Raw genomic sequence first — 21,012 nt, forward strand, 5'->3', positions numbered from 1 at the left:
CCGTCTTCTCGGCAATCGGCCTGCGGAGGACGATGCGTCGTCCTCCGCAGGCCGCTGATCGGTCAGGCGATCTGTTCTTTCTGCGCCCCGCTATCCGGTCGGGCCGGACCGAGAACAGGCTCCTCACCAAGGGGCTCGTTCGGGAAGATCGTGAACTGTCCCTTGCCGTCGATGGACGGCCCTTCGTTCCAGCGCGCCGGAGGGGGAACCGAGCCATCCGATGCCGTCGCGAAGAAGTCGTAGTTGTGGTTCTGGTCTTCCTTTTCCTGCGGGAAGCTGTTGGGGATCGGCAGAGCGCCTGCGGTGCCGCCAAGTTCCTCGATCACTGCCAGCCATTGCTGCTGGTGCATCGTGTCGCGGGCGATCATGAAATGCAGCATGTCCTTCATGCCGTCGTCATGGGCCGCGTTATAGAGCCGCGTGGCAAGAACGCGACCGGTACTTTCGGCTGCGACATTGCAATACATGTCGGCGGCGAGGTTTCCGCTGGCATAGATATGCGACATGTCGAAGGGCACGCCCTCCGCATTGGCTGGGAAGGCAGCCATGCCGGTCGAGAGGATGTGTCGATGCAGCATGCCCTCGATCACATGGCGCGGGTTCTCACCGCCCATCACCGCGCCGACAATGCCGTCGGCCGCGCCGGCTTCCGCAAGGCTTGCAGGCGCTTTTTCGAGATTGAGAGCAACCGCGGTGGCCAGCATCTCGATGTGGCCCATTTCTTCCGTTGCCGTGTGCAGCAGCATGTCGCGATATTTAGTCGTCGGGCCGCGGGCACCCCAGGCCTGGAAGAAGTATTGCATGCAGACGCGGATTTCACCCTCCACGCCGCCGATCGCCTGCTGCAGCATGCGGGCGAAGATCGGGTCGGGTGAACTGACCTTGACGGGATACTGCAGGCGTTTGTCGAAGCTGAACATTCGAGTGTTCTCCAAATGCTTGAGAAGATTAGAGGTGATTGGTGGACGGGCCTCAACCTCGTCCGACCCTGAAACCGAGGCGCACTCACAAAGTTCCCTGAAACTACTTCAGGTACGGTAACGGACGCCACCAGACGAACCTGTCCCACAATGGATCGTCCTCGCCTCCCGCGCGTTGGGCTGACTTGGGCTTTGCAAGCGCAAGCGGCAAACGGACAAGGAGACGACCATGAACAAGACAACACCCAGCCCCGAAGGCGATGCGGCGCGCAGCGACGGCGAGAAAGCGGATCGCGATCGCGAGGAACTGAAGAAGAAGGCCGAACAGGGCTTGAAGGATGCCGACGGCAAGCTGCCAAAGGATGAAATCTGAAGCGTAGCGATCGCATCACCGAAAATCATAACCGCGATCGGGCGGTCGCTGCTTCCAAGGAGGATAAGCATGAAAGCGTTGACGTGGCACGGCAGCGGCGACATTCGCTGCGAAGAAGTCGATGATCCGAGAATTCAGGACGATCGCGATGCGATCATCAAGGTCACGAGCTGCGCCATCTGCGGCTCCGATCTGCATCTTTATGGCGGGTTCGTCCCCGGCATGCACCATGGCGACGTCCTCGGCCACGAAACCATGGGCGAGGTGGTCGAGGTCGGGCGCGCGGTGACCAAGCTGAAGGTCGGAGATCGCGTCGTCGTTCCGTTCACCATCTCCTGCGGTGAATGCCGCCAGTGCCGCTGGGGACAATTCTCGCTGTGCGAAAACTCCAATCCGAATGGCGCGATGCAGGCCAAGCAGATCGGCTACCCGACCGCCGGACTGTTCGGATATTCGGAAATGTATGGCCGCTTTCCCGGCGGCCAGGCGCAATATTTGCGCGTTCCCTTCGCGGATGTCGGACCGATCAAGGTGCCAGACGGACTGACCGACGAGCAGGTTCTCTTTCTCTCGGACATCTTTCCGACAGGCTACATGGCCGCCGAAAACTGCGATATCAAGCCGGGCCAGACCGTCGCTGTCTTCGGCTGCGGCCCCGTCGGTCTCTTCGCGATAAAATCCGCCTTCCTGCTCGGCGCCGAACGGGTGATCGCCATCGATACCGTGCCGGAACGGCTCGCGCTCGCACGCCAGGCAGGCGCCGAGACGCTTGACTATGCCGATGACGAACTACAGCAGAAGATTGTCGATATGACCGGCGGTCTTGGGCCGGACGCCGTCATCGAGGCCGTCGGCATGGAAAGCCACGGTGCGGGAGGGCTGATGGAGACGATGCAAAGCAAGCTTTCCGCGACCGAGCGGCCCTATGCGCTCAGCCAGGCCATTCTGGCTTGCCGGCCGGGCGGTACGGTTTCGCTCCCCGGCGTCTTTATCGGGCCGATGGTGCCTGCACCGTTCGGGGCATTTGTCGGAAAGGCGTTGACGCTTAAAACCGGGCAGACCCATGTTCAGCGCTATCTTCAGCCGCTGATGGACCTGATCGTCGAAGGAAAGATCGATCCCTCCTTCCTCATCACCCATCGTATCGGGCTGGAGGATGGCCCGGAAGCCTACAGGACCTTCCGGGACAAGGCGGATGGTTGCGTTAAGGTGGTCATCTACCCGAACGGCTGACAGCACTGGCGCCGGCATGGCAGACGCCTATCGCCATGCCGGGTCCCCCCTTGAGCCCGCTTAGAGTAATAGACGTGCCACACGGCAGTCGCCGGTTATAAATCGCGATCTAGCAAAGCGCTGAACCAGCCGGCATAGGGCGTATTTTTCGCCATGTGGCGATTGAAATCGGGTGCGCCGTCATCCCACCAGACCGGACCGCGCTCACCGAGCTTTGTCTTGGCATCGTCGACGCGCCGCCTTGCCTTTTTCATTGCGTCGGCATCACCCTTGGCGTCCCGGACCGCGCGCCGGGCCGACATGAGTTCTGCAACGAGGTCGGTTCTTGTCGCTTCGTCCAGCTCCGGGTTGCTCAGCCGCCAGAGCTTGCCGCGCACAACGAAATAGCGGCCGTCGGGTGTAGTGGGATGCGATCGTGGCTTTCTCGACATTGTAACCTTTTGCGCGGTGGCGCGTTTTACCAGGAACAGATAGGAGGATCGGATGTCAAAGCGAGAGTTGATCGATACCGGCAGCGACAAGCGCTATGTGCGCCGCGACGCGGAAGGCAGGTTCAAGGAGTCGGTCGATGTCGGCAGGTCTCTGTCCGCCGACAAGCGGCATGACGCCAAAAACGTGGCGAAGCCCGGCGAGGGCGACAAGGGCGATCACAAGAAATAGACGTGCGGATCGCCACCTATAATGTCAACGGCGTAAACGGGCGGCTGGACGTTCTGATCCGCTGGCTGGAGGAGGCTGCTCCGCAGATCGTTTGTCTGCAGGAGCTGAAAGCGTCCGACGACCGGTTCCCGTGGAGGGCCGTGGAAGCGGCTGGCTACGGCGCGATCTGGCACGGCCAGAAATCGTGGAACGGTGTCGCCATCCTGGCCAGGGGCAGCGACCCGCTGGAAAGCCGGCGCGGGCTTCCCGATGAGAGCGACGATCCTGCCAGCCGGTATATCGAAGCGGTAGTGGAAGGTATGGTCGTCGGTTGCCTGTACCTTCCGAACGGCAATCCCTGTCCGGGACCGAAATTCGATTACAAGCTGCGCTGGTTCGAGCGGTTGATCGCCTATGCCGAGGAACTTCTGGAACTGGACGTGCCCGTCATTCTGGCCGGCGATTTCAACGTCATGCCGAGCGAACTGGACGTCTACAAGCCGGAGCGCTGGGTGGACGACGCGCTGTTTCGGGTCGAGGTCAGGGATGCCTATCAGCGGCTGTTGCAGCAAGGATGGACGGATGCGCTGCGATCTCTTCACCCGCAGGAGCGCATCTACACGTTCTGGGATTACATGCGCAATGCCTACGCCCGCAATGCGGGGCTGAGGATAGACCACTTTCTTTTGAGCCCCGGCGTCGCTGCCCGGCTGAAGCGTGGCGATGTCGACAGCCATGTGCGTGGATGGGATCACACGAGCGATCATGCGCCGGTATGGATCGAACTCTCGGACAAGCCGTCAAGGAGGAGGAAAGGAAATGGATAATTGGCGCAAAGATATCGCTGTCGGGCTGAACGGCCTGATCGATCGGGCTGTTCAATCGGGCGCGGGGCAGGCAGAGGTTCTGACAGAGCTCTCCACATTGATTGGACGACGTGGTAACGCCGCGCCCGATCCAGTCCCATCCAGCACGCGCCCTCAGACGCCTGCCGACGAGCCGGCAAACGATTGGCCCGGCGCGTTACGCTGAAGACCGCACGTCAGACGTCCGCGTTGCGAGTGGGCAATGCCGGCGAACGCGGACGACGTCTTTACAGTCAGGCCTGTGGCGTGCCGTTCGGTCAGTCTTTCAGGGGGTCATGTCCCCAGTTCATGAGAGAATGCCGCCAGGTCGAGTGCTCTACGTCATTTTTCGGACCGCCCTGCGCCAGATGCCGATGGACATATCCCACGACTTTTCTCATGTGACTGTAATCGTCGTCGGTCAGATCCGACTGGGATTTGTGCTTGATCTCGACAATCCGCCGGCCGGAATGATGCCCGACGGTCTCACCGCCGCCATCGCCGGACCAGCCGGCGGCCTTGCTGTCATCCGTCTCCAGCCACTTTTCCAGCGCCGATGGCGTCATGTTCACGGCTTGGCGGAACTCGTCCCAAACCTTTTCCCGATCGAGTGCGGTCATACGGCACCCCGTGCAACGGCGCTGGTGGACGAAACGTCGATACGGCTGTTTTCCTCGCCATCCCAATATTCGATCGCTTTTGCGGAAACCTTGATCAGCAGGATGCCGGGCGTATCGATGCCCTGCGGGAACCACCGATCGAGATCCTTGACCCAGTGTTTCTCGAACTGCGCCTTGTCGCGGATCAGGCTTGCTTCGCCTTCGATCGCGATGAAGATGCCGGGCTTGCCGAGAATGCTGGGTGGGGCGGTGAAAGTCAAGCCGACCCGGTTGTCTTGATCGATCTCTTTGACTTTCCGCGTGTCTTCGTAGGAGAAAAACCAGCTGTCGCCGTCATATTCGACATCGCCGTTATTGCTCATGGGACGGCTCTTAAGACCCTGGGGTCCGCCCAGGGTGTCGAACATGCAGAAGTCTATCTTGGCGAGCTTCTTCGACAGCTCTTCCATCGTCATCGTGGTCATTGGTCTCTCCTGAAGGCGCTATGGTTCGACAACAGCCTGAAGCGCGCTAGGTTCCAACTTCATGGTCCACCCACTGGATGTTTGAGCGTGGCGTATGCCAGGATCAGATGTCGCATTCATCCCTCCACAATACTAAAGCCCGTCTGTACGATAGTGGACGGTCGGCGGGTATGTGATTTTTTGTCGGCTCCGTTCATCGTCTGTTAGCTCCGCCTTCTCATGCTGGCGAAAAGCTTGGAGGGCAACATGGGTACTGGTTGTGAAGGCTGTCGGCGCGGGGAGCCGTTCGATCTGCCGTTTTCGATGGCCTTTCAGCCTATCGTCAATCTACGTGACAATACGGTCTTCGCGCATGAAGCCCTTGTTCGGGGTGTGAACGGGGAAGGCGCCGGCGCCGTCCTGGAAAGGGTCGACCCTCTCAATCGCTATGCCTTCGACCAGCAATGCCGCGTCAAGGCGATCGAACTGGCAGCCGCGCTGTTAACGCCGGAGGACGAGGCGAAGCTGTCGATCAATTTCATGCCGAACGCGGTTTACGAGCCGAGAGCCTGCATCCGCTTGACCCTGGCGACTGCCGAACGGGTCGGTCTGCCGCTCGACCGGATCATTTTCGAGTTCACTGAAAACGAACAGCTCGATACCCGGCACGTCCTCAGGATTCTCGAAACCTATCGCGAGATCGGCTTCAAGACGGCGATCGACGATTTCGGTGCCGGGCATGCCGGCCTCGGTCTTCTCGCCAAGTTTCAGCCGGATCTGGTCAAGCTGGATATGGACCTTATCCGCCATATCGATGTCGATCCGGTCAAGCGCACGATCGTCAAACACACGCTGCGCATGTTGGACGAGCTTGGCGTGACGCCGCTTTGCGAGGGTGTCGAAACGGCGCAGGAACTGGCGGTTCTTGAGGATCTCGGGGTTGTGCTGGTTCAGGGCTATCATCTGGCAAAGCCCAGTTTCGAGGCCATGACGCGTCCGCAACCTTATCACCGGACCGGGCAGGCGGCATAGCTCGCCGCCCTTGCCCGGTCGTCCACGGCAGTTTCGGATGCTCGGCTTACCTCGCGGGGCGCTCGAACGGCGTCGATCTTTCGTGCTGCCACGGTCCACCGAGATACCGCCACAGGTCGATGCCTGCCACAGCGATCGTGGTCGGAGTAAAGCCGTCCGACAGGCTTTGATACAGATCATCCGCCTGCTGACGCGTCACCTTGTTCTGGACGGTGATATGCGGCCGCCACTTCTGCATGTCCTGGCCGCCCAGAAACGGCCGGAAACGTGATTTGAGCCGCGCATGCATGTCTTCCAGTTCTGCGCTGTCGATCGCGAACGCAACGCCGGCGCCGAGATGACGGATGCCGCTGAGCCTTACCGTCATTGCCGAACTTTCGGCGGCCTCCTCCTCGAGCGCGTGGACGATTTCGTCGAGACGTTCGCCCGCGAGCCGATGGAACATCGTCACATGGGCCTTGAGGAAATTGCGTGCCGGCGGGAAATGCTCGCGGCGCAGCCTGTCGAATGGTTCGAGGTCGTCATCGCTTATCGAGGCTGTCAGAATGAGGGGCTGGTCGGTCTTCACGAGGGATGCTGTCCTTGCGGTCTTCGTCAGGCGTAAGCTTCGAAAGGGGGCAACCGCGGATCCTCGGGGATGTTCCTTGGCGAGCTCAACGCAGCTGGCCAGCGTCTCGGACCAGGCGTCATCGCATCCCGCCGGATGGGTTCATCGAGGGTGTGACACGGGGTCGAGCGCGAAATCTTCGTCCCCCGCAAGAGCCAGCAGCTTCGCGTGATCCTGTGCCGAAAGCGGGATGCCGGTCTTCTCGTTTTGCGCGCGTGTCGCATGCCGGCGGTCGCCCGGCAACCGTTCCTGGCCCGCATCCAGTACCAGATCGCATATCCCGGCCACACGTTCGGCAAAGACCGCGTTGCCGCCGCGGGTCGGATCGATGACGATGAAAAACTGACCGGTGAACGGCGTCTGCGCACCCTTATGACCGCTCCAGTCGAACTCGCCGGAAAAATAGCCGCCGGTGAGCGCCGCGCTCAGGATTTCCACCATCAGCGCAATCGAATTGCCCTTGTGCCCGCCAAAAGGCAAAAGCGCGCCGCCCGCGAGAACATGGCGCGGGTCGGTGGTCGCCTGACCGTCACGATCGACACCCGTGCCGGGCCGCAGTTCGTGGCCGGCCCGTGCGGCAATCTGCACGTCACCATGCGCGATCGCCGAGGATGCCTGATCGAAGACGAAGGGGGCAGCGCCCGCGCGCGGGGAAGCAAAGGCCATCGGGTTGGTCCCGAAGACCGCCTTTCGGCCCCCATGCGGGACGACGCAAGCCATGCTGTTGACGACGCTCAGGGCCACATAGCCCGCCTCTGCAAAGGGTTCGACATCCGGCCATAAGGCGCTGAAATGATGGGAGCGACGGATGGCGAGCACGGCAACGCCGTTTTCTTTGATTTTCTCGATCAGCAACGGCCGCGCCGCGGAAAGCGCCGGCTGCGCAAAGCCGCCTTTCGCATCCACGCGAACGAAGGCTGGGCCGACATCCTCGACCTGCGGGATGGCCTTGCCGTCAACCCAGCCGCTTTCAAGCGAGGATACATAGCCTGCCATGCGAAAGATGCCGTGGCTGAGCGCACCGTCGCGTTCGCAGCCCGCGCAGTTTTGCGCAAGAATGGCCGCGTTTTCCTGCGAGACGCGGTGACGGACGAAGATCCGCTCCAGCAGCGCAACGAGTTCGATATAGGAAAGATGGATCGCGGCGGCGGTGTCGGTCATGGGTTTTTCTCGTGACTGGCGGCTGCTAACTGTCGGATGCGCACTTGGTCACGGTCTGGTCCGCTTGGCATCCAATAGTATGGGCGTGCTGTTTCTCGGTCGCCGAGGATAACGTCAACCGCCGCGCTTTCAACCGTCTTCCAACGATCAGGCATGGTCACCGTGGCTCGCGATCGAACCGGCGAGCGGCGGTTGATGCCGGTTCGGGAATGCCAACGATCGCGCCGAGATCCGCACAGGCCGGATCGGACTCCTGTTCAGGCGGTCGCTTTTGCGGGCGGCCATGTGCGGCCGCCCCAAGTTCGCGCGCGCTGATGACATATCCTGCTGCCGTCACCAAGGCGAGAGACCGTTTGCCGACAGTCATTCCGACGCTTGCGGCGTGTAGAAAGCGCGGGCGTCGGCCGCCATTGCCTGGCGCGAGGGCAGCTGTGTGTAGAACATGTGGCCGCCGCGATACACCTTGAGCGACGCGCGGTCGCCAACCAGATCCGGCGGCATGTGATCGATCACATATCTGCTCACGCCGTAGGGTGTCAGGGCATCGCTATAGCCATGCGCGATCATCAGCCGGAAGGTCGGGATGACGGAGAAGAGATCACGCAGATCGTCAGATACGCTGGCAAGCGCGCGTGCATCGCCGCCACGATTGCCATTCCATTCCCAGCGCCGGTTCACCTCGGTGTTGAGCAGCGTATAGGTCATCTCGGTGCTGAACCCGAGCGTGTTGCGGGCATAGGCCGCGAATGCCGAACCGTAGGCGCGCGTATAGCCGTCGAGAATCGGATCGTCGTTCTGGCCGTAGGGCGCTTCCGGGTAGGCGTCCGGCACGGCATAGGCGGCGTCATAGGGGCTCACCACCCTGCCTCTGCCGGCCATGTGCTTGGCATAGATGTCGCCCAAAAACCCGCGGCTGCGGGCGATCGCATCCTTTGGCAGGCCAGTCATGCCGGCCAGCCTGCTGTAAAGCCCGTCGCCTGCCTTGTCGTCCGGGGCCGGGCCGGCAAGCGAGGTCAGATACGGGCCCATGGCAAACCGTTCCGCCTCGTTCATGCCGGCTGGGGTGAATGTGCCGCGCCGTTCCATTTCTGCGGCTGCAAGCGAAGGCAATTGCAGTGCGGCCGTCAGCGGATCGGAAGCATTGCCGAGAAAACGCCCCTCCAGCAGCGGCGAGAGCATCACGATGCCGGAGACCAGCATGCTCTGACTGTCCTTCAACGCCGCGGCCACCTTTGCCGCACGGAAACCACCGTAGCTTTCGCCCAGCAGATATTTTGGCGCCTCCAGCCGATCGTTGCGCTGGACATAGAGCGCGATGGCCTTGGCCAGGCTTTCGGCATCCTGACGTACCTTGTAGAAATTGCCGGCCGCCTCGTCGCTTGCCGCCCGGCTCCAGCCGGTACCGACGGGGTCGATCAGCACCAGATCGGTAAAGGCGAGCCAGCTGTCAGGATTGTCCTTGAGCATGGGCGTCGTTCCGTTGTCGCCCGTCACCCCGAACTCGAGCACTTTCGGCCCGACGAGGCCCATATGCAGATAGGCTGACGCCGCACCCGGTCCGCCATTGAAGGCAAAGGTCAACGGCCGACCGGGCTTTCGGTCCTTTGCCACGTAAGCGGTATAGTAGATCTTTGCGGTGCGGGTACCATCCTGACCGAGCATGTCCAGCGTGCCGGCAGTGGCGGTGTATGGCAGATCGCCGCCTTCCAGTTTCAGTGCATGGTCGGTTGTCTTGTCGGCCGGGATCAGGCCGAAAATACCGGCCGATGACCGTTCTTCTTGCCCTCCGGTTTTGGTATCCGGTTCGGGAGACTGCATCTGCGACCACGCCGGCGAGGCAAGGGCGAGGAGCGCGGCAAAGGCGCAGGCGGCCAGACCGGGGACAGGCGTAATGGGCACGGGTATTCTCCAGCATTTTGTCTCGATGCCGCACAATGTAGGTCGCTGACACGCGAGGAAAACTCAACTTGGCTTGATCGCGCCGCAGCCGGCTTCCCCAAAAAGCACATTGAACACGGCAAGATCGCGGTATACTCGTCACAAGGGATCGAAAAGGGACGCGGGAAAATGGACCTGACGCAAGCGAAATTCGAGGATCTACGGGAGTTTCGCCATCGCCTCCACCGCCGGCCCGAACTATCTGGCGAGGAAGTCGAAACTGCCGAAACGATCGTCGAGGCGCTGTCGCTGACCGGACCGGACGAGATCGTCACGGGTATCGGCGGTCATGGTGTCGCCGCCGTCTACGTCGGGCGGGATGCCGGTCCGACCGTTCTCTTGCGCTGCGAGCTCGATGCGCTGCCGATCAAGGAACTGACCGACCTGCCGTATGCATCGGAAATCGATGGCAAAGGTCATCTGTGTGGCCACGACGGCCATATGACAACGCTTGCCGCGGTTGCGCGCGCGCTGGGCCGCCAACGCCCGCAAAAGGGCCGTGTCGTGCTCATGTTCCAGCCTGCCGAGGAAAACGGCGCTGGGGCCGCCGCCGTTATCGCCGACCAGAAATTCGCGGCACTGAAACCGGATTTCTCGTTTTCGCTGCACAATATGCCCGGCCTTCCCCTCGGTTATGTTGCGCTCATCGCCGGTCCTGTCAACTGCGCCTCGCGCGGCATGCGCATCGAACTCACCGGCAAGACGGCACATGCGTCCAGCCCGGAAGACGGGCTTTCGCCGGCGCCGGCCGCGGCAAGGCTGATTGCCGAACTGCCGAGCCTGACCGATGACCGCGGCAGCCATGTCGGTCCGGACTTTTCGCTGGTAACGCTGACCCATGCCCGTATCGGCGAACCCGCCTTCGGCATCGCGCCTGGCCACGCGGAGATCTGGGCGACCTTGCGCACCCTGCAAGATGATCGCATGGCGGCACTGGTTCATGAGGCCGAAGACCGGGCGCGGAGCATTGCCCGGTCGGCCGGTCTGGACCTTGCCATCACCTATCATGACGTTTTTCGCCATTGCGAAAACGATGAAACCGCCGTCACCCATCTTAAGGCAGCCATTGACGCGGAAGGCATTGCCCGTGACGATGGTGACGGCTTCCTGCCGATGAAAGGCTCGGAAGATTTTGGTCTGTTCGGTCATGTTTCGCAATCGGCGATGTTCTTCCTCGGCGCCGGCGAAAACCATCCCCGCCTGCACAACCCGGATTACGATTTTCCCGACGAACTGATCGATATTGGCTCGCGTATCTTCCTTCGCACCATTCGCACCCTGCTCGGGTGAGCGACAGGCGGACGCGGCATATATGAAATTCCTATATCTTTGCCGCGCCAACCGTCTCGCTTTCCTATCGGCGGCAAGCCATCTATGCCTGTTGAAACAGCATTTGCACACGGCGACGAATGGCGGCCGCGTTGCCGGAGATGTCCATGGCATTCGATGACGGCGACCGCCGCCCGTCCCCGGAAGCGCTTCTCGAACGCGCCCAACAGGAGGGCCGTGGCCGGCTGAAGATTTTTCTGGGCGCTGCCCCCGGCGTGGGCAAGACCTATGAGATGCTGATGTCGGGCCGGGCGCGGCAGGCGGATGGCGTTGATGTGGTCATCGGCCTCGTCGAAACCCACGGTCGGCAGGAAACCGAGGCCCTGGTTGAGGGGTTCGAGGTCCTGCCGCGCCGGATCATCGCCTATCGCGGCCAGACGCTGGACGAGATGGACCTGGACGCGGTGCTCACCCGGCGTCCGGCGCTGGTCCTGGTCGATGAACTGGCCCATACCAACGCGCCCGACAGCCGCCATCCGAAACGCTATCTCGATGTTCTTGAACTGCTTGCGCGCGGTATCGACGTCTATACCACGCTCAACGTCCAGCATATCGAAAGCCTGAATGACGTGGTGGCGCAGATCACCCGTATCCGCGTGCGCGAAACCGTGCCGGACTCGGTCATCGACCGCGCCGACGACATCGAAATGATCGATATCACCCCCGACGATCTGATCAAGCGTCTGGCGGACGGCAAGGTCTATATGCCCAAGACCGCAAGACGGGCGACGGAGAACTATTTTTCGCCCGGCAATCTGACGGCGCTTCGGGAACTGGCGCTTCGGCGTACCGCCCAGCGCGTCGATGACCAGTTGCTGAACCACATGCGCGCGCATGCCATTTCCGGTCCCTGGGCTGCGGGCGAGCGGGTTCTTGTGTGTCTCGACTACGGCAGCGACGGTCCCGGCCTGGTGCGTTATGCCCGCCGGCAGGCCGACCGACTGCGCGCACCCTGGGCTGCGTTGCATCTGGAAACGCCGCGCGACGCCTTGCGCAGCGAGGCCGACAAAAGCCGGCTGGCGGCAACCATGCGTTTGGCCGAACAGCTGGGGGCGGAAACCGTCACGCTGCCCGGGTCGCGCGTGGCTGCGGAAATCATCGCCTATGCCGGCGCCAACAATTTCACCCATATCGTAACCGGGCGTTCGGGCAAGTCGCGCCTGATGGAATTGTGGCAGGGCTCGGTCACGCAGGACCTTGTCCGCTACGCCGGGCCGATCAGTCTGCACGTGATGTCGGGAGGGCAGGCGGAACTTGCGGCAAACGGCGTGCGCCCTGCCGTGCCACCCAAACCGTTCCGCTCGCTGCCCTATGTCACGAGTACCGCTTTCGTGGCGCTGGCGGTGGGTGTCGGGACGCTGCTCGACCAGACGCTCGGGGTGCAGAACCTGGCGCTTGTCTTTCTGATGGCCGTTCTGGCAGCGGCGGTGCGTGGCGGCCTGGCAAGCGGCATCTATGCCTCTGTTGTGGCAGCGCTCAGCTTCAACTTCTTCTTTCTCGAACCGCGCTACGATTTCACCGTTCGCGATCCCGAAAGCGTCGTCGCGCTGATCTTCTTCCTTGGCGTCGCGCTCGTGGCCAGCAACCTTGCTGCCGCCGTGCAGCGCCAGGCCCGCGCCGCGCGACAAAGGGCGAAGACGACTGAGGATCTTTATCTCTTCTCGCGCAAGCTGGCCGGCACCGGCACGCTTGACGACGTTCTGTGGGCCACCGCCTTCCAGGTCGCTTCCATGCTCAAGGTACGCGTGGTCATCCTTTTGCCCGAAGCCGGCGACATCGTCGTCAAGGCCGGGTATCCGCCGGATGATACGCTGGTGGATGCGGATATTGCTGCCGCCAAATGGGCATGGGAACATGATCGCCCGGCTGGCCGTGCCGCCGATACGCTGCCCGGCGCAAAACGGCTTTATCTGCCGTTAAGCACGGGCCGTGGCGCCGTCGGCGTCATAGGGCTCGACAATGACCGGCAGGGGCCGCTTCTGACGCCGGAACAGCAGCGCCTTTTCGATGCGCTTGCCGATCAGGCAGCGCTGGCCATCGAACGGGTGCAGCTTGTTTCCGATGTCGATCGCGCCCGCCTGGCCGCCGAAACCGATCGTCTGCGCGGCGCGCTGCTAAGCTCCATCTCCCATGACCTCAAAACGCCGCTTGCCTCGATCATGGGGGCCGCCGGAACGCTCAAGGATTTTCAGGCTCAGCTCGACGACACGGCGCGGCTCGAACTGTTGTCGACCGTGATCGACGAATCCGAACGGCTGAACCGCTTCATCGCCAACCTGCTCGACATGACCCGTCTCGGCTCCGGTACGATGGCGCCGAACTGCGCGCTTCATTTCGTCGGAGACATCATCGGGACGGCGCTGGGTCGGGCTTCGAAGATCACCGCCGCCCATACCGTGCAGGTTTCCGTTTCGCCGGACCTCCCGATGGTGAAGGTGGATGCCGTCCTTTTCGAACAGGTCCTGTTCAACCTCCTCGACAATGCCGCCAAATATGCACCGCCCGGCACGCGCATCGATATCCGGGGCTGGGTGGATGGAAACGCCATCAGGCTCGCCATCACCGACGAAGGGCCGGGCATCCCCGCCGACGATGTCGAGCGTATCTTCGACAGTTTCTACCGTGTGGAGAAAGGCGATTTCGTGCAGGCCGGCACGGGGCTTGGCCTCTCCATCTGCCGCGGGTTCGTGGAGGCGATGGGCGGATGGATAAAGGCCTCGAACCGTCCTGATCGCTCCGGCGCAGTCTTTACCATCGGTCTGCCGATCGCGGCCCAGCCGAAAATGTCCGAGGAGAATCCGTGATGCAGCCAGCCGTGCGCATCCTCGTCGTCGATGACGAACCGCCGATCCGCAAACTTCTGCGCGTCGGCCTGTCCACGCAGGATTACGCCATCAGCGAAGCGATGAATGCCAAGGTCGCGATCGAGCTTGCGAAAAGCGACAAGCCCGACCTGATCCTGCTCGATCTGGGGCTGCCGGACATGTCGGGCCATGATCTTTTGGCAAGATGGCGGGCGGAAGGCATGGATTTGCCGATCGTCATCCTGTCCAGCCGCACCGACGAGGCGGGCATCGTCAGGGCGCTGGATCTCGGAGCCGACGACTATGTCACCAAGCCGTTCGGCATGAACGAGCTTGTCGCGCGCATCCGTGTGGCGCTGCGCCACCGGCTTCAGACGCAGGGGGAAAAGCCGGTCTTCCAGACGGGCGAACTGGTCGTCGATCTGGTCAAGCGCATCGTCAGGGTCGGCGGCAGGGAGGTCAAGCTGTCGCCCAAGGAATACGATATCCTGCGCGTTCTGGTGCAGCATGCCGGCAAGGTGCTGACCCATCGTTTCCTGCTGGACCATGTCTGGGGTGAGCCGACGGACGTGCAGTATCTGCGCGTCTATGTGCGCCAGCTTCGTCAGAAGATCGAGGCCATGCCGGACCAGCCGCGCTATATCCTGACCGAAACCGGCGTCGGCTATCGCTTGCAGGAAGGGCTTTGATGTTTCTGCCGAGGCCACAACAGTTTGTGCGCGCTGCGCGACCGGTTCACAGCCCCGCCTCGCGCAGCACCACCGTCACGACCCGTCGCCAGGCGGCTGCGGCCAGGCTTTCGCCCGTCGCGTCGAGTACCATCACGCCCTGCAGCGAACGGCCCGGCAGCTCAGCGGTCCCGAGGACATCGGCAGTGACGCCGTATTCGGCGGTCACCGGCACCAGCGTCTGGCGTCGGCCACCGCCGGGCGGGTGAACAGCAATGGCACCGCCGAAATGCGAGGTCAGTTGCGGAATGTCGATCTCGCGGGCGCCCGATTGCGCAAGCGCGGTCAGCGTGATCGGTAGACGCGGCATGCTTACATCGTCCGGCACGAACCAGCCGCCTGCCTTCCGCACCAGCCGCCGGCCCTCGTCGCCACCCACATAGCCGCGTACCACGGTGCCTGCCGTGGAAGACAGAAAGGCAAGCTGGTCGGCGCGCGACAGCCACTGGCCCTCGTGAATATCAGGGCTGAGATCGCGGATCCTGCCATCGAATGGCGCGCGCACCGTCAGCTGGCCGTCGCGCTCCTCAAGCCCCCTGGCCCGGGCGGAAAGGCCGGCAAGTTCGCTTTCCAGAACACTGCGGGCGGCGAGATCCTCGGCATTGGCGCCAACCCGCGCCAGGCGGCGCTGTGCGAGCCTTATCTCCTCGGCAACGATCCGCATTTCCTGTTCGACGGCGGGAGCATCGATCACGAACAGAATGTCGCCGGCTTTTACCGTCTGCCCTCTGGTCACGACAATCTTTTGCAGCCTGCCCGGTTCTTGCGGATAGAGCCGCACGAATTCCCGCGGCAGAACCATGGCCGGCGCACTGACCTGGGTCGATAGCGGCAGGAAGGCAAGCACGATCAGCGTGACGAAAACGCCGGCGCTCCAATAAGTTCGTCGCGATGCCAGGATGTCTTTGCGCATGGACCACCATTCCTTCATTTCCATCCACACCGGCCGGATGATGAAAAAGCCGATCTCGACGGCAAACAGCATGATACCCACGATTTTGACCGCGAAGTGGTACACGAGAAGGGCAATGCCGAGATAGAGCACGATCCGGTAGATGGCGGTCGCCACCGCATAGATCGTCAGGATCGCGTCGAGCCGCGGCGGAAAAGCCTCGGGCGGATCGTCCCCAAGGCGAAACAGCGTTTCGCGCAGCCGCCATCGCATGTGGCGAAAGGCGCGGGGCTGCAGGTTTTCGATGCCGAGAAGGTCGGCGAACATGTAATAGCCGTCGAACCGCATGAACGGATTGAGATTGACGATCAGGCTCATGATCCAGCCCGCGGCGGCCAGCACGAAAACGGCGCTGCGCAGAACGCCATCCGGTAGAAAAGCCCACAGCAGCACGGCATAGGAGGCAACTGCCAGTTCCACCATTATACCGGCGGAATCTATGCGCAGCCGGGCCCGCCGCGAAGTCAGCTTCCAGGCGTCGCTGACATCGGTGTAAAGAAGCGGCACCATGACCATGAAGGCGATGCCCATGCTCGGCACCCGACAGCCGTAACGATGCGCGACATAGGCATGCCCCAATTCATGCAGGCACTTGATCAGGATGACCGAGACCAGCGAGACCGCCGCCCCTTCGAACGAAAAGACATAGGGGAATGTGCCGGCGAAGGCTTCCCACTGTCGGGAAACCAGATACAGGCCGATAGAAGCCGCGGCAAGCGTCAGCATGCCGAAGCCGCGGCTGAACAGCAACGACACGGCGGGCCAGGTCGCGCGGATGAACCGCTCGGGCCGCACCAGCGGGATCTTGAAGAACAGATAATTGTGGATCAGCCGCATGAACCACGAATGTTTTTGGGTGGAGCGCGCATGCAGGGCACGCCATGTGCCGGTCGCCGGCTGCGACAGCAACATGTTGTGCTCGAGCATGCGGATGATTGAAACGATATCCTCGCCGGACAGCGTGTTGCCGAAGCGCGCCGCCACCGCCTCGATCAGTCGACCAGCGGTGGGTGTTGCGTTCCAGAGCGACAGGATCTGGAACATGTCGTAGGTGATGCGGAAGAACCTGTTGCGCAGCGGATCGAGCACGACCCAGGTCGGAGCGCCGGAATAGCTGATGCCGCCGCGGCTGATCTGCAGATCCTCGCGAAGCGGGGGCAGGGGGATGTCCCTCGGACCGTCGGTGCCAGCCAGTACCGTGTCGCTTGCTGCCTTCCGGGTACCGCCAGGCAGCACCAGCGTTTGTGCCGCGCCCGTCATAGCCCGAACTTCTGCCGCATCAGGGCGATCGGCTTGCGAAACAGGTAGTAGCCGAGAAACACGCGCTCGCCATAGACCTGTGCCGTGCCGCGAATGCCGAGGCGCATGCCCTGTGGCCGTCTCTCCATCTGCGCATAGATTCGGTAAGCCAGCTTGTCGCCTTCCACCATGCGCGCTTCGAACGATGCCGAGACCACCGTCGCCTTGACCGGTCGCAGAGGATCGGAATCGAGAAAGGCTCGCACGCTTGCCCCCGGTACGACCGCAATCGCGTCGGCCACCGGCACGTCTATGCGCAATTGCATCTGCGAGGGATCCGCCACTTCCATGATGCGCTCGCCGGTCGTGACCGGTCGGCCGATCCAGTCGCGCTTGTCGGTATAGATCGCCACGCCGTCCATCGGGGCGCGGATGTCTGAGCGTTCCAGCATGTCGCGGGCGTAGTCGCGTTTTGCCGAGGCGACGGCAAGTTCGCTGCGTGTCACCGCCAGTTCGGCGCGCAGCCGAGGGTCGGAGACCGCTCCTTGCGTCACCTGCATCAGTTTGGCTTGGGCCACCCGCACATCCTGTTCGGCGACCGCCAGTTCGTTGCGCAGCACCACGTCGGACATCTGCACAAGCCGCTCGCCGCGTACCACCCGCTGGTCGGGATTGACGAGAATGGCATCGATCACGCCGTCGAGCGGCGCCGCGATCACCGCCGGCGCGATGGGCGCGACGGCTGCGGGCGCAAGCACCGTCATCGGCACCGGCACGAAGGCAAGCGCCACGGTGGCGAGTGCCGCGGCCGCCAGGAGCGGTCGGATCTTCAGCCGCCGCCGCAGCCTGCGCTCGCCCGTCAGTGCTGCCCAGGCATGTTGATAGGTATCGGCCAGCCGCCGCGCAATCAGTGTGTCGGCCTCGTTCCATGCCGTTTCGCGCGCAAGCAGCATGCCGCCGAACACCTTGCCGTCGCGCAGTGTGTACGGCTGCCAGTTGATGAAACGGTAGGGAAAGCGCGTGTGTTCGGTATCGCCGGGCGGGCAATGCGCCGGCAGCGTGAAGGCGTCGGGAGATTTCAGTCCGCTGTTCACCTTGAGATCGGCGATGATCGCCTCGACCCAGCGAATGCGCGGTGAATTGCGGTCGACCGTCCCGATCGAGCTCGCCGCCCGTACGGTGAAAGTCTCGGAGCGACCCTGCAACACGAAAACCTGTCGGCAACGCGTTAGCCGCATCGTCTCGTTGGCGATCAGGAAGGCCAGTTCATCCACCGTTGCCACCTGCCGCGCCTCCGCCTCCACCTTCAGCAGCAGGTCGAGTGCTTTCGCGCCGCCATCGCCGACGGGTGTCGGCTGCGGCAAAGGCTTTGCAGCGGCGGCCTGGGTGGATTTCGGGGTGATCTTGAACTCCATGGGCCTAATCGTCCGCTGGCCGGTCTTCGAATGTCGTCGGTCCGCTCATGCCCGGAAGCACCCCTTCCGCGCCGTTCCGGAAGCGGCCGGTCACCTTCACGGTCTGGCTGACGGGATCGACGACGGCTGCGATGCGCACGATCTCGGCACCGAGGCTCCTGCCCGTCTCATCGATGCGGATGGTGAAGCGGCTGCGGGGCCTGAGCCAGCGCAGCCAGTCCGATGGCAACAGGATCTCGATTTCCAGATCCGACTGGTTGACGATCTGCATCATCGGCTGGTTCGGTTCAGGGATCTCATGCGCATGCGCGCGCATGACCGCCACGCGTCCGTCATACGGCGCGCGGATCACGCATCGCGACATTTTCGAGCGAAAACCTTCCAGTTCGGCGGCCGCCTGATCCGCCTTGGCATGCGACAGCTCGACCTCGAAATTGCCGACGGCACGGGATTTTGCCAGACGCTGGTTGTTTTCGAGCGTGATCTTTTCGGCCCGCAGCATCGCTTCGGCCGATTTCACCTGGGCGGCGAGATCGCCGCATTCGAATTCGACGAGGATGTCGCCCTTGGAAAAGCTTTGCCCCTCGCGAAACGGCAGGGAGCGGATGGGGAAGGTCAGGTCGGACGCGATCATCGCCTCGTCGACCGGCTTGACGATGCCGCGCAGGGTTTCGTTGATCCTCTGTGCCGGGACGCGGTTCGCCGGCAGGAAGGATCCAAGAAGGCAGGCGGCGAGAAGTGCGGCCGAAAGCCGGCGGCGGCGTGATCTGATGACTGGCTCATGCGTTCGATCGGTCATGATCGACCTCGCTACTCTGTTACTGCAGTCCTGCCGTTTCGGCATTGACATGGATGACGGCCGCGCCGCCTCCCTCGTTCCACAACGCTTTCATGCGGGCGGAAATGGCCGCCACGCTTTCCGTCGTCGTCATCCCGCGCGGAAAGGGATCGACGCCGAGCGAGGCGTAGACATTTGCATAAGCGTTCTGCATGTCGGCATAGGCTATATCCAGCTTGGCATCGGCCACCAGCGCGTTCATCTCTTCGCGAATGAGGATCTGTTCGCTCGTCTTTTGCGCGCTCGTTTCGGCACGAACCTGGTTGAGAATGCGGTGCGAGACATTCGACAGGGCAGCCGCCGTCGCATAGGATTTGTTGAGATGCGTGAAGCGGGCCCGGCTGATATGGACCTGCGTCATCACCGCCATGGCAACGGAAAGCGCGCGCGCATCCAGAACATCCTTTTCCGCCTCGATCCGCCGGTTGGTGGCAGGCAGGGACACAAGTTTCATCGCGTTGAAGCTGACCTTCGCACCCCAGGACGTCCAGTTGGGATCGGTGATGAATTCGTTGCTATCGTAGTTGCGGCCGGCATAGACGTTGAAGCCGGGCAGGATGTCGAGCAGCGCCGCATTGACCTCCTGCTCATTGATGCGCATGCGATAGGCGACTTCGCGCATTTCGGGGCGGTTGGCGGCAGCGATCCGATACATCTGCGAAAGGTCGTTCGGGACGCTGAGTTTCGGATTGCTACGCCGCGGAAGCGAAAGCGTGAATTCGGTGCCGGGCGCCACGTTCATCAGTGCCGCAAGCTGGCTTCTGGCAACCTTCAGTTCGCCCTCCAGCTGCTCGACCTCACGCTTCACCTCGATCAGTTCGCGCTCGTAGGTCAGTGCGACGAGCGGCGATGCTTCACCGCTACCCGAAAGGCCGCGGGTTTCCCGCAAAGCGCGCGCCACCCGTCCTTCGAGCGCCCGCATGCGGCCGACAAGCCGCTGATAGCTGGCCGCGCGCCAATAGGCAGTGCGCACGTCCTCGATGACCTTGTTGACGATGCGGCGTTTCATTTCTTCCTGAATAAGGGCCTGATCGGCCGCCTGCCTCGCGCGCACATAGGAAAGGCCGAAATCGAGGATGTTCCATGAAAAGGTCAGATCCGTCGTGCGGACATTCGGGTCGCGGGTCGATGGGGTCGAGGGGTCGCTCTCATCACGGCCGGAATAGCCCGCGCCGCTCACCAGTTTCGGCAGGGCGCTGTAGCTTACGAGATCGGCTTCGCGCAGTTTGAGCGACGCCTCCATGATTTCGACTTTCGTATCCAGGTTGTATTTCAGCGCCCGCGCCATGGCTTCGTAAAGGTCAATCGGGCCGGTGATGGGTTCCTGATTGGCCGTTGCCCTGACCAGTTTATCCTGGGCGAAAGAAACATTCGCTTCCGCTTTCAGAGGATCCGTCTTCACCGCGCAGCCGACGGCGATCGCGCTTACAGGAATAATCCACAGATAAGGAAATTTCACCGTTTCACCTCAATCACCATGCGCATGAAAATGCCTCTCAAAATCCGCTGGCGGACACCCGGCTCCCGCGCCCATTCACGTCAACCCAGGAAGGGGCGATCGGGAAGGTAGAAAGCCCACGGCTGATTTAAGATTTGCGAATATGATTAATATCCGCCTAACATATTAGAAATATGGAACGTGTGGGCGTGCGTTATCCTCCCGTTCAGGCTGAGGCAAGGCCGGTGTCATTTCATCCGATGCCCTGAGAATTTGGGCCCTATCAAAACATCATGTATTGCTAAAATTAACATTAGCTGTTTGTATTTTGGTAAACAACTGAATCCTAATATTAGGATCCGATTAAATTCGATCGGTGATGTCGCGTGGGTTGCCAAGGCCCGCCGGCGCGAAACCCGGCCATTGTGTCCGATCGTTTTTGCGCGGGAAGGTATGTG

19 protein-coding genes are annotated in these 21,012 nt (G+C 62.1%); 8 read left to right on the forward strand and 11 right to left on the reverse strand.

From position 1 onward, the window contains the following. Window positions 1-62: 62 nt before the first annotated feature. The gene (locus ACQKKX_RS06295; RefSeq protein WP_427569632.1) at window positions 63-920 is read right to left on the reverse strand and encodes a manganese catalase family protein; all 858 of its coding nucleotides are present in this window, start codon (window positions 918-920) and stop codon (window positions 63-65) included. A gap of 229 nt (window positions 921-1,149) precedes the next feature. Here ACQKKX_RS06295 and ACQKKX_RS06300 point away from each other — a divergent pair, with 229 nt between their 5' ends. Both ACQKKX_RS06300 and ACQKKX_RS06305 read left to right on the forward strand, forming a co-directional pair. Next, window positions 1,150-1,293 (forward strand): hypothetical protein, encoded by a 144-nt coding sequence (locus ACQKKX_RS06300; RefSeq protein ID WP_427569633.1) that lies wholly within the window; start codon window positions 1,150-1,152, stop codon window positions 1,291-1,293. 69 nt (window positions 1,294-1,362) lie between these two features. Continuing rightward, on the forward strand, window positions 1,363-2,526 hold the full coding sequence (locus ACQKKX_RS06305; protein ID WP_427569634.1) for a zinc-dependent alcohol dehydrogenase: 1,164 nt from the start codon (window positions 1,363-1,365) through the stop codon (window positions 2,524-2,526). Window positions 2,527-2,621: 95 nt separating this feature from the next. Here the strand turns inward: ACQKKX_RS06305 and ACQKKX_RS06310 are convergent, their stop codons facing one another. Next, window positions 2,622-3,047 carry a hypothetical protein gene (locus tag ACQKKX_RS06310; protein WP_427569636.1) on the reverse strand — a complete coding sequence of 142 codons (426 nt, stop codon included), beginning with the start codon at window positions 3,045-3,047 and terminating at the stop codon, window positions 2,622-2,624. On the opposite strand from ACQKKX_RS06310, the gene ACQKKX_RS06315 reads away from it, so the two are divergent. Together ACQKKX_RS06315 and xth are read left to right on the forward strand one after the other, a co-directional pair. Then, window positions 3,025-3,186: a hypothetical protein gene (locus tag ACQKKX_RS06315; RefSeq protein ID WP_427570133.1), complete on the forward strand. Its 162-nt coding sequence runs from the start codon at window positions 3,025-3,027 to the stop codon at window positions 3,184-3,186. The two genes, ACQKKX_RS06310 and ACQKKX_RS06315, sit on opposite strands and share 23 nt — an antisense overlap. A 2-nt stretch (window positions 3,187-3,188) precedes the next feature. After that, window positions 3,189-3,992: an exodeoxyribonuclease III gene (xth, locus tag ACQKKX_RS06320; protein ID WP_427569637.1), complete on the forward strand. Its 804-nt coding sequence runs from the start codon at window positions 3,189-3,191 to the stop codon at window positions 3,990-3,992. A 296-nt stretch (window positions 3,993-4,288) separates the two neighbouring features. Here the strand turns inward: xth and ACQKKX_RS06325 are convergent, their stop codons facing one another. Next, window positions 4,289-4,630 carry a DUF3140 domain-containing protein gene (locus ACQKKX_RS06325; protein WP_427569638.1) on the reverse strand — a complete coding sequence of 114 codons (342 nt, stop codon included), beginning with the start codon at window positions 4,628-4,630 and terminating at the stop codon, window positions 4,289-4,291. Further along, window positions 4,627-5,094 carry a pyridoxamine 5'-phosphate oxidase family protein gene (locus ACQKKX_RS06330; RefSeq protein WP_427569640.1) on the reverse strand — a complete coding sequence of 156 codons (468 nt, stop codon included), beginning with the start codon at window positions 5,092-5,094 and terminating at the stop codon, window positions 4,627-4,629. Before ACQKKX_RS06330 ends, ACQKKX_RS06325 begins: the two co-directional genes overlap by 4 nt. Window positions 5,095-5,340: 246 nt before the next feature. Between ACQKKX_RS06330 and ACQKKX_RS06335 the strand changes: the two genes are divergently transcribed. After that, the gene (locus ACQKKX_RS06335; RefSeq protein WP_427569642.1) at window positions 5,341-6,105 is read left to right on the forward strand and encodes an EAL domain-containing protein; all 765 of its coding nucleotides are present in this window, start codon (window positions 5,341-5,343) and stop codon (window positions 6,103-6,105) included. 46 nt (window positions 6,106-6,151) lie between these two features. Here the strand turns inward: ACQKKX_RS06335 and ACQKKX_RS06340 are convergent, their stop codons facing one another. The 3 genes from ACQKKX_RS06340 to ACQKKX_RS06350 all read right to left on the reverse strand — a co-directional run bounded on the left by ACQKKX_RS06340 (window position 6,152) and on the right by ACQKKX_RS06350 (window position 9,772). After that, window positions 6,152-6,673 (reverse strand): 2'-5' RNA ligase family protein, encoded by a 522-nt coding sequence (locus ACQKKX_RS06340; RefSeq protein ID WP_427569643.1) that lies wholly within the window; start codon window positions 6,671-6,673, stop codon window positions 6,152-6,154. A gap of 141 nt (window positions 6,674-6,814) precedes the next feature. After that, window positions 6,815-7,873 (reverse strand): Ldh family oxidoreductase, encoded by a 1,059-nt coding sequence (locus ACQKKX_RS06345; protein ID WP_427569644.1) that lies wholly within the window; start codon window positions 7,871-7,873, stop codon window positions 6,815-6,817. A gap of 363 nt (window positions 7,874-8,236) precedes the next feature. Continuing rightward, on the reverse strand, window positions 8,237-9,772 hold the full coding sequence (locus ACQKKX_RS06350; protein WP_427569646.1) for a S10 family peptidase: 1,536 nt from the start codon (window positions 9,770-9,772) through the stop codon (window positions 8,237-8,239). Between the two features lie 168 nt (window positions 9,773-9,940). On the opposite strand from ACQKKX_RS06350, the gene ACQKKX_RS06355 reads away from it, so the two are divergent. From ACQKKX_RS06355 to ACQKKX_RS06365, 3 genes are all read left to right on the forward strand, one after another. Beyond that, a complete protein-coding gene (locus tag ACQKKX_RS06355; RefSeq protein ID WP_427569647.1) occupies window positions 9,941-11,101 on the forward strand; it encodes an amidohydrolase in 1,161 nt (386 codons plus the stop codon). Window positions 11,102-11,247: 146 nt separating this feature from the next. Beyond that, window positions 11,248-13,944, forward strand: coding sequence for a DUF4118 domain-containing protein (locus tag ACQKKX_RS06360; protein WP_427569648.1), 2,697 nt, complete (start codon window positions 11,248-11,250; stop codon window positions 13,942-13,944). Continuing rightward, window positions 13,944-14,633 carry a response regulator transcription factor gene (locus ACQKKX_RS06365; RefSeq protein WP_427570104.1) on the forward strand — a complete coding sequence of 230 codons (690 nt, stop codon included), beginning with the start codon at window positions 13,944-13,946 and terminating at the stop codon, window positions 14,631-14,633. Before ACQKKX_RS06360 ends, ACQKKX_RS06365 begins: the two co-directional genes overlap by 1 nt. A 46-nt stretch (window positions 14,634-14,679) precedes the next feature. On the opposite strand, the gene ACQKKX_RS06370 is transcribed toward ACQKKX_RS06365, so the two are convergent. The 4 genes from ACQKKX_RS06370 to ACQKKX_RS06385 are packed head-to-tail and all read right to left on the reverse strand — an operon-like array spanning window position 14,680 to window position 20,575. After that, window positions 14,680-16,884, reverse strand: coding sequence for a biotin/lipoyl-binding protein (locus ACQKKX_RS06370; protein ID WP_427569649.1), 2,205 nt, complete (start codon window positions 16,882-16,884; stop codon window positions 14,680-14,682). Then, a complete protein-coding gene (locus tag ACQKKX_RS06375; protein WP_427569651.1) occupies window positions 16,881-18,278 on the reverse strand; it encodes an efflux RND transporter periplasmic adaptor subunit in 1,398 nt (465 codons plus the stop codon). The genes ACQKKX_RS06370 and ACQKKX_RS06375 overlap by 4 nt, the downstream gene beginning before the upstream one ends. A gap of 4 nt (window positions 18,279-18,282) precedes the next feature. Further along, on the reverse strand, window positions 18,283-19,077 hold the full coding sequence (locus tag ACQKKX_RS06380; RefSeq protein WP_427569653.1) for an efflux RND transporter periplasmic adaptor subunit: 795 nt from the start codon (window positions 19,075-19,077) through the stop codon (window positions 18,283-18,285). 19 nt (window positions 19,078-19,096) lie between these two features. Further along, the gene (locus ACQKKX_RS06385) at window positions 19,097-20,575 is read right to left on the reverse strand and encodes a TolC family protein (protein ID WP_427569654.1); all 1,479 of its coding nucleotides are present in this window, start codon (window positions 20,573-20,575) and stop codon (window positions 19,097-19,099) included. Window positions 20,576-21,012 lie beyond the last annotated feature (437 nt).

The sequence above is a fragment of the Neorhizobium sp. NPDC001467 genome (genome assembly GCF_050275975.1).
In the GTDB taxonomy this organism is placed as follows: domain Bacteria; phylum Pseudomonadota; class Alphaproteobacteria; order Rhizobiales; family Rhizobiaceae; genus Neorhizobium.

Coding starts and splice junctions, on each gene's coding strand:
- ACQKKX_RS06295 (WP_427569632.1), bottom strand. CDS start 920: ATGTTCAGCTTCGACAAACGCCTGCAGTATCCCGTCAAGGTCAGTTCA.
- ACQKKX_RS06300 (WP_427569633.1), top strand. CDS start 1,150: ATGAACAAGACAACACCCAGCCCCGAAGGCGATGCGGCGCGCAGCGAC.
- ACQKKX_RS06305 (WP_427569634.1), top strand. CDS start 1,363: ATGAAAGCGTTGACGTGGCACGGCAGCGGCGACATTCGCTGCGAAGAA.
- ACQKKX_RS06325 (WP_427569638.1), bottom strand. CDS start 4,630: ATGACCGCACTCGATCGGGAAAAGGTTTGGGACGAGTTCCGCCAAGCC.
- ACQKKX_RS06330 (WP_427569640.1), bottom strand. CDS start 5,094: ATGACCACGATGACGATGGAAGAGCTGTCGAAGAAGCTCGCCAAGATA.
- ACQKKX_RS06335 (WP_427569642.1), top strand. CDS start 5,341: ATGGGTACTGGTTGTGAAGGCTGTCGGCGCGGGGAGCCGTTCGATCTG.
- ACQKKX_RS06345 (WP_427569644.1), bottom strand. CDS start 7,873: ATGACCGACACCGCCGCCGCGATCCATCTTTCCTATATCGAACTCGTT.
- ACQKKX_RS06355 (WP_427569647.1), top strand. CDS start 9,941: ATGGACCTGACGCAAGCGAAATTCGAGGATCTACGGGAGTTTCGCCAT.
- ACQKKX_RS06360 (WP_427569648.1), top strand. CDS start 11,248: ATGGCATTCGATGACGGCGACCGCCGCCCGTCCCCGGAAGCGCTTCTC.
- ACQKKX_RS06365 (WP_427570104.1), top strand. CDS start 13,944: ATGCAGCCAGCCGTGCGCATCCTCGTCGTCGATGACGAACCGCCGATC.
- ACQKKX_RS06370 (WP_427569649.1), bottom strand. CDS start 16,884: ATGACGGGCGCGGCACAAACGCTGGTGCTGCCTGGCGGTACCCGGAAG.
- ACQKKX_RS06375 (WP_427569651.1), bottom strand. CDS start 18,278: ATGGAGTTCAAGATCACCCCGAAATCCACCCAGGCCGCCGCTGCAAAG.
- ACQKKX_RS06380 (WP_427569653.1), bottom strand. CDS start 19,077: ATGACCGATCGAACGCATGAGCCAGTCATCAGATCACGCCGCCGCCGG.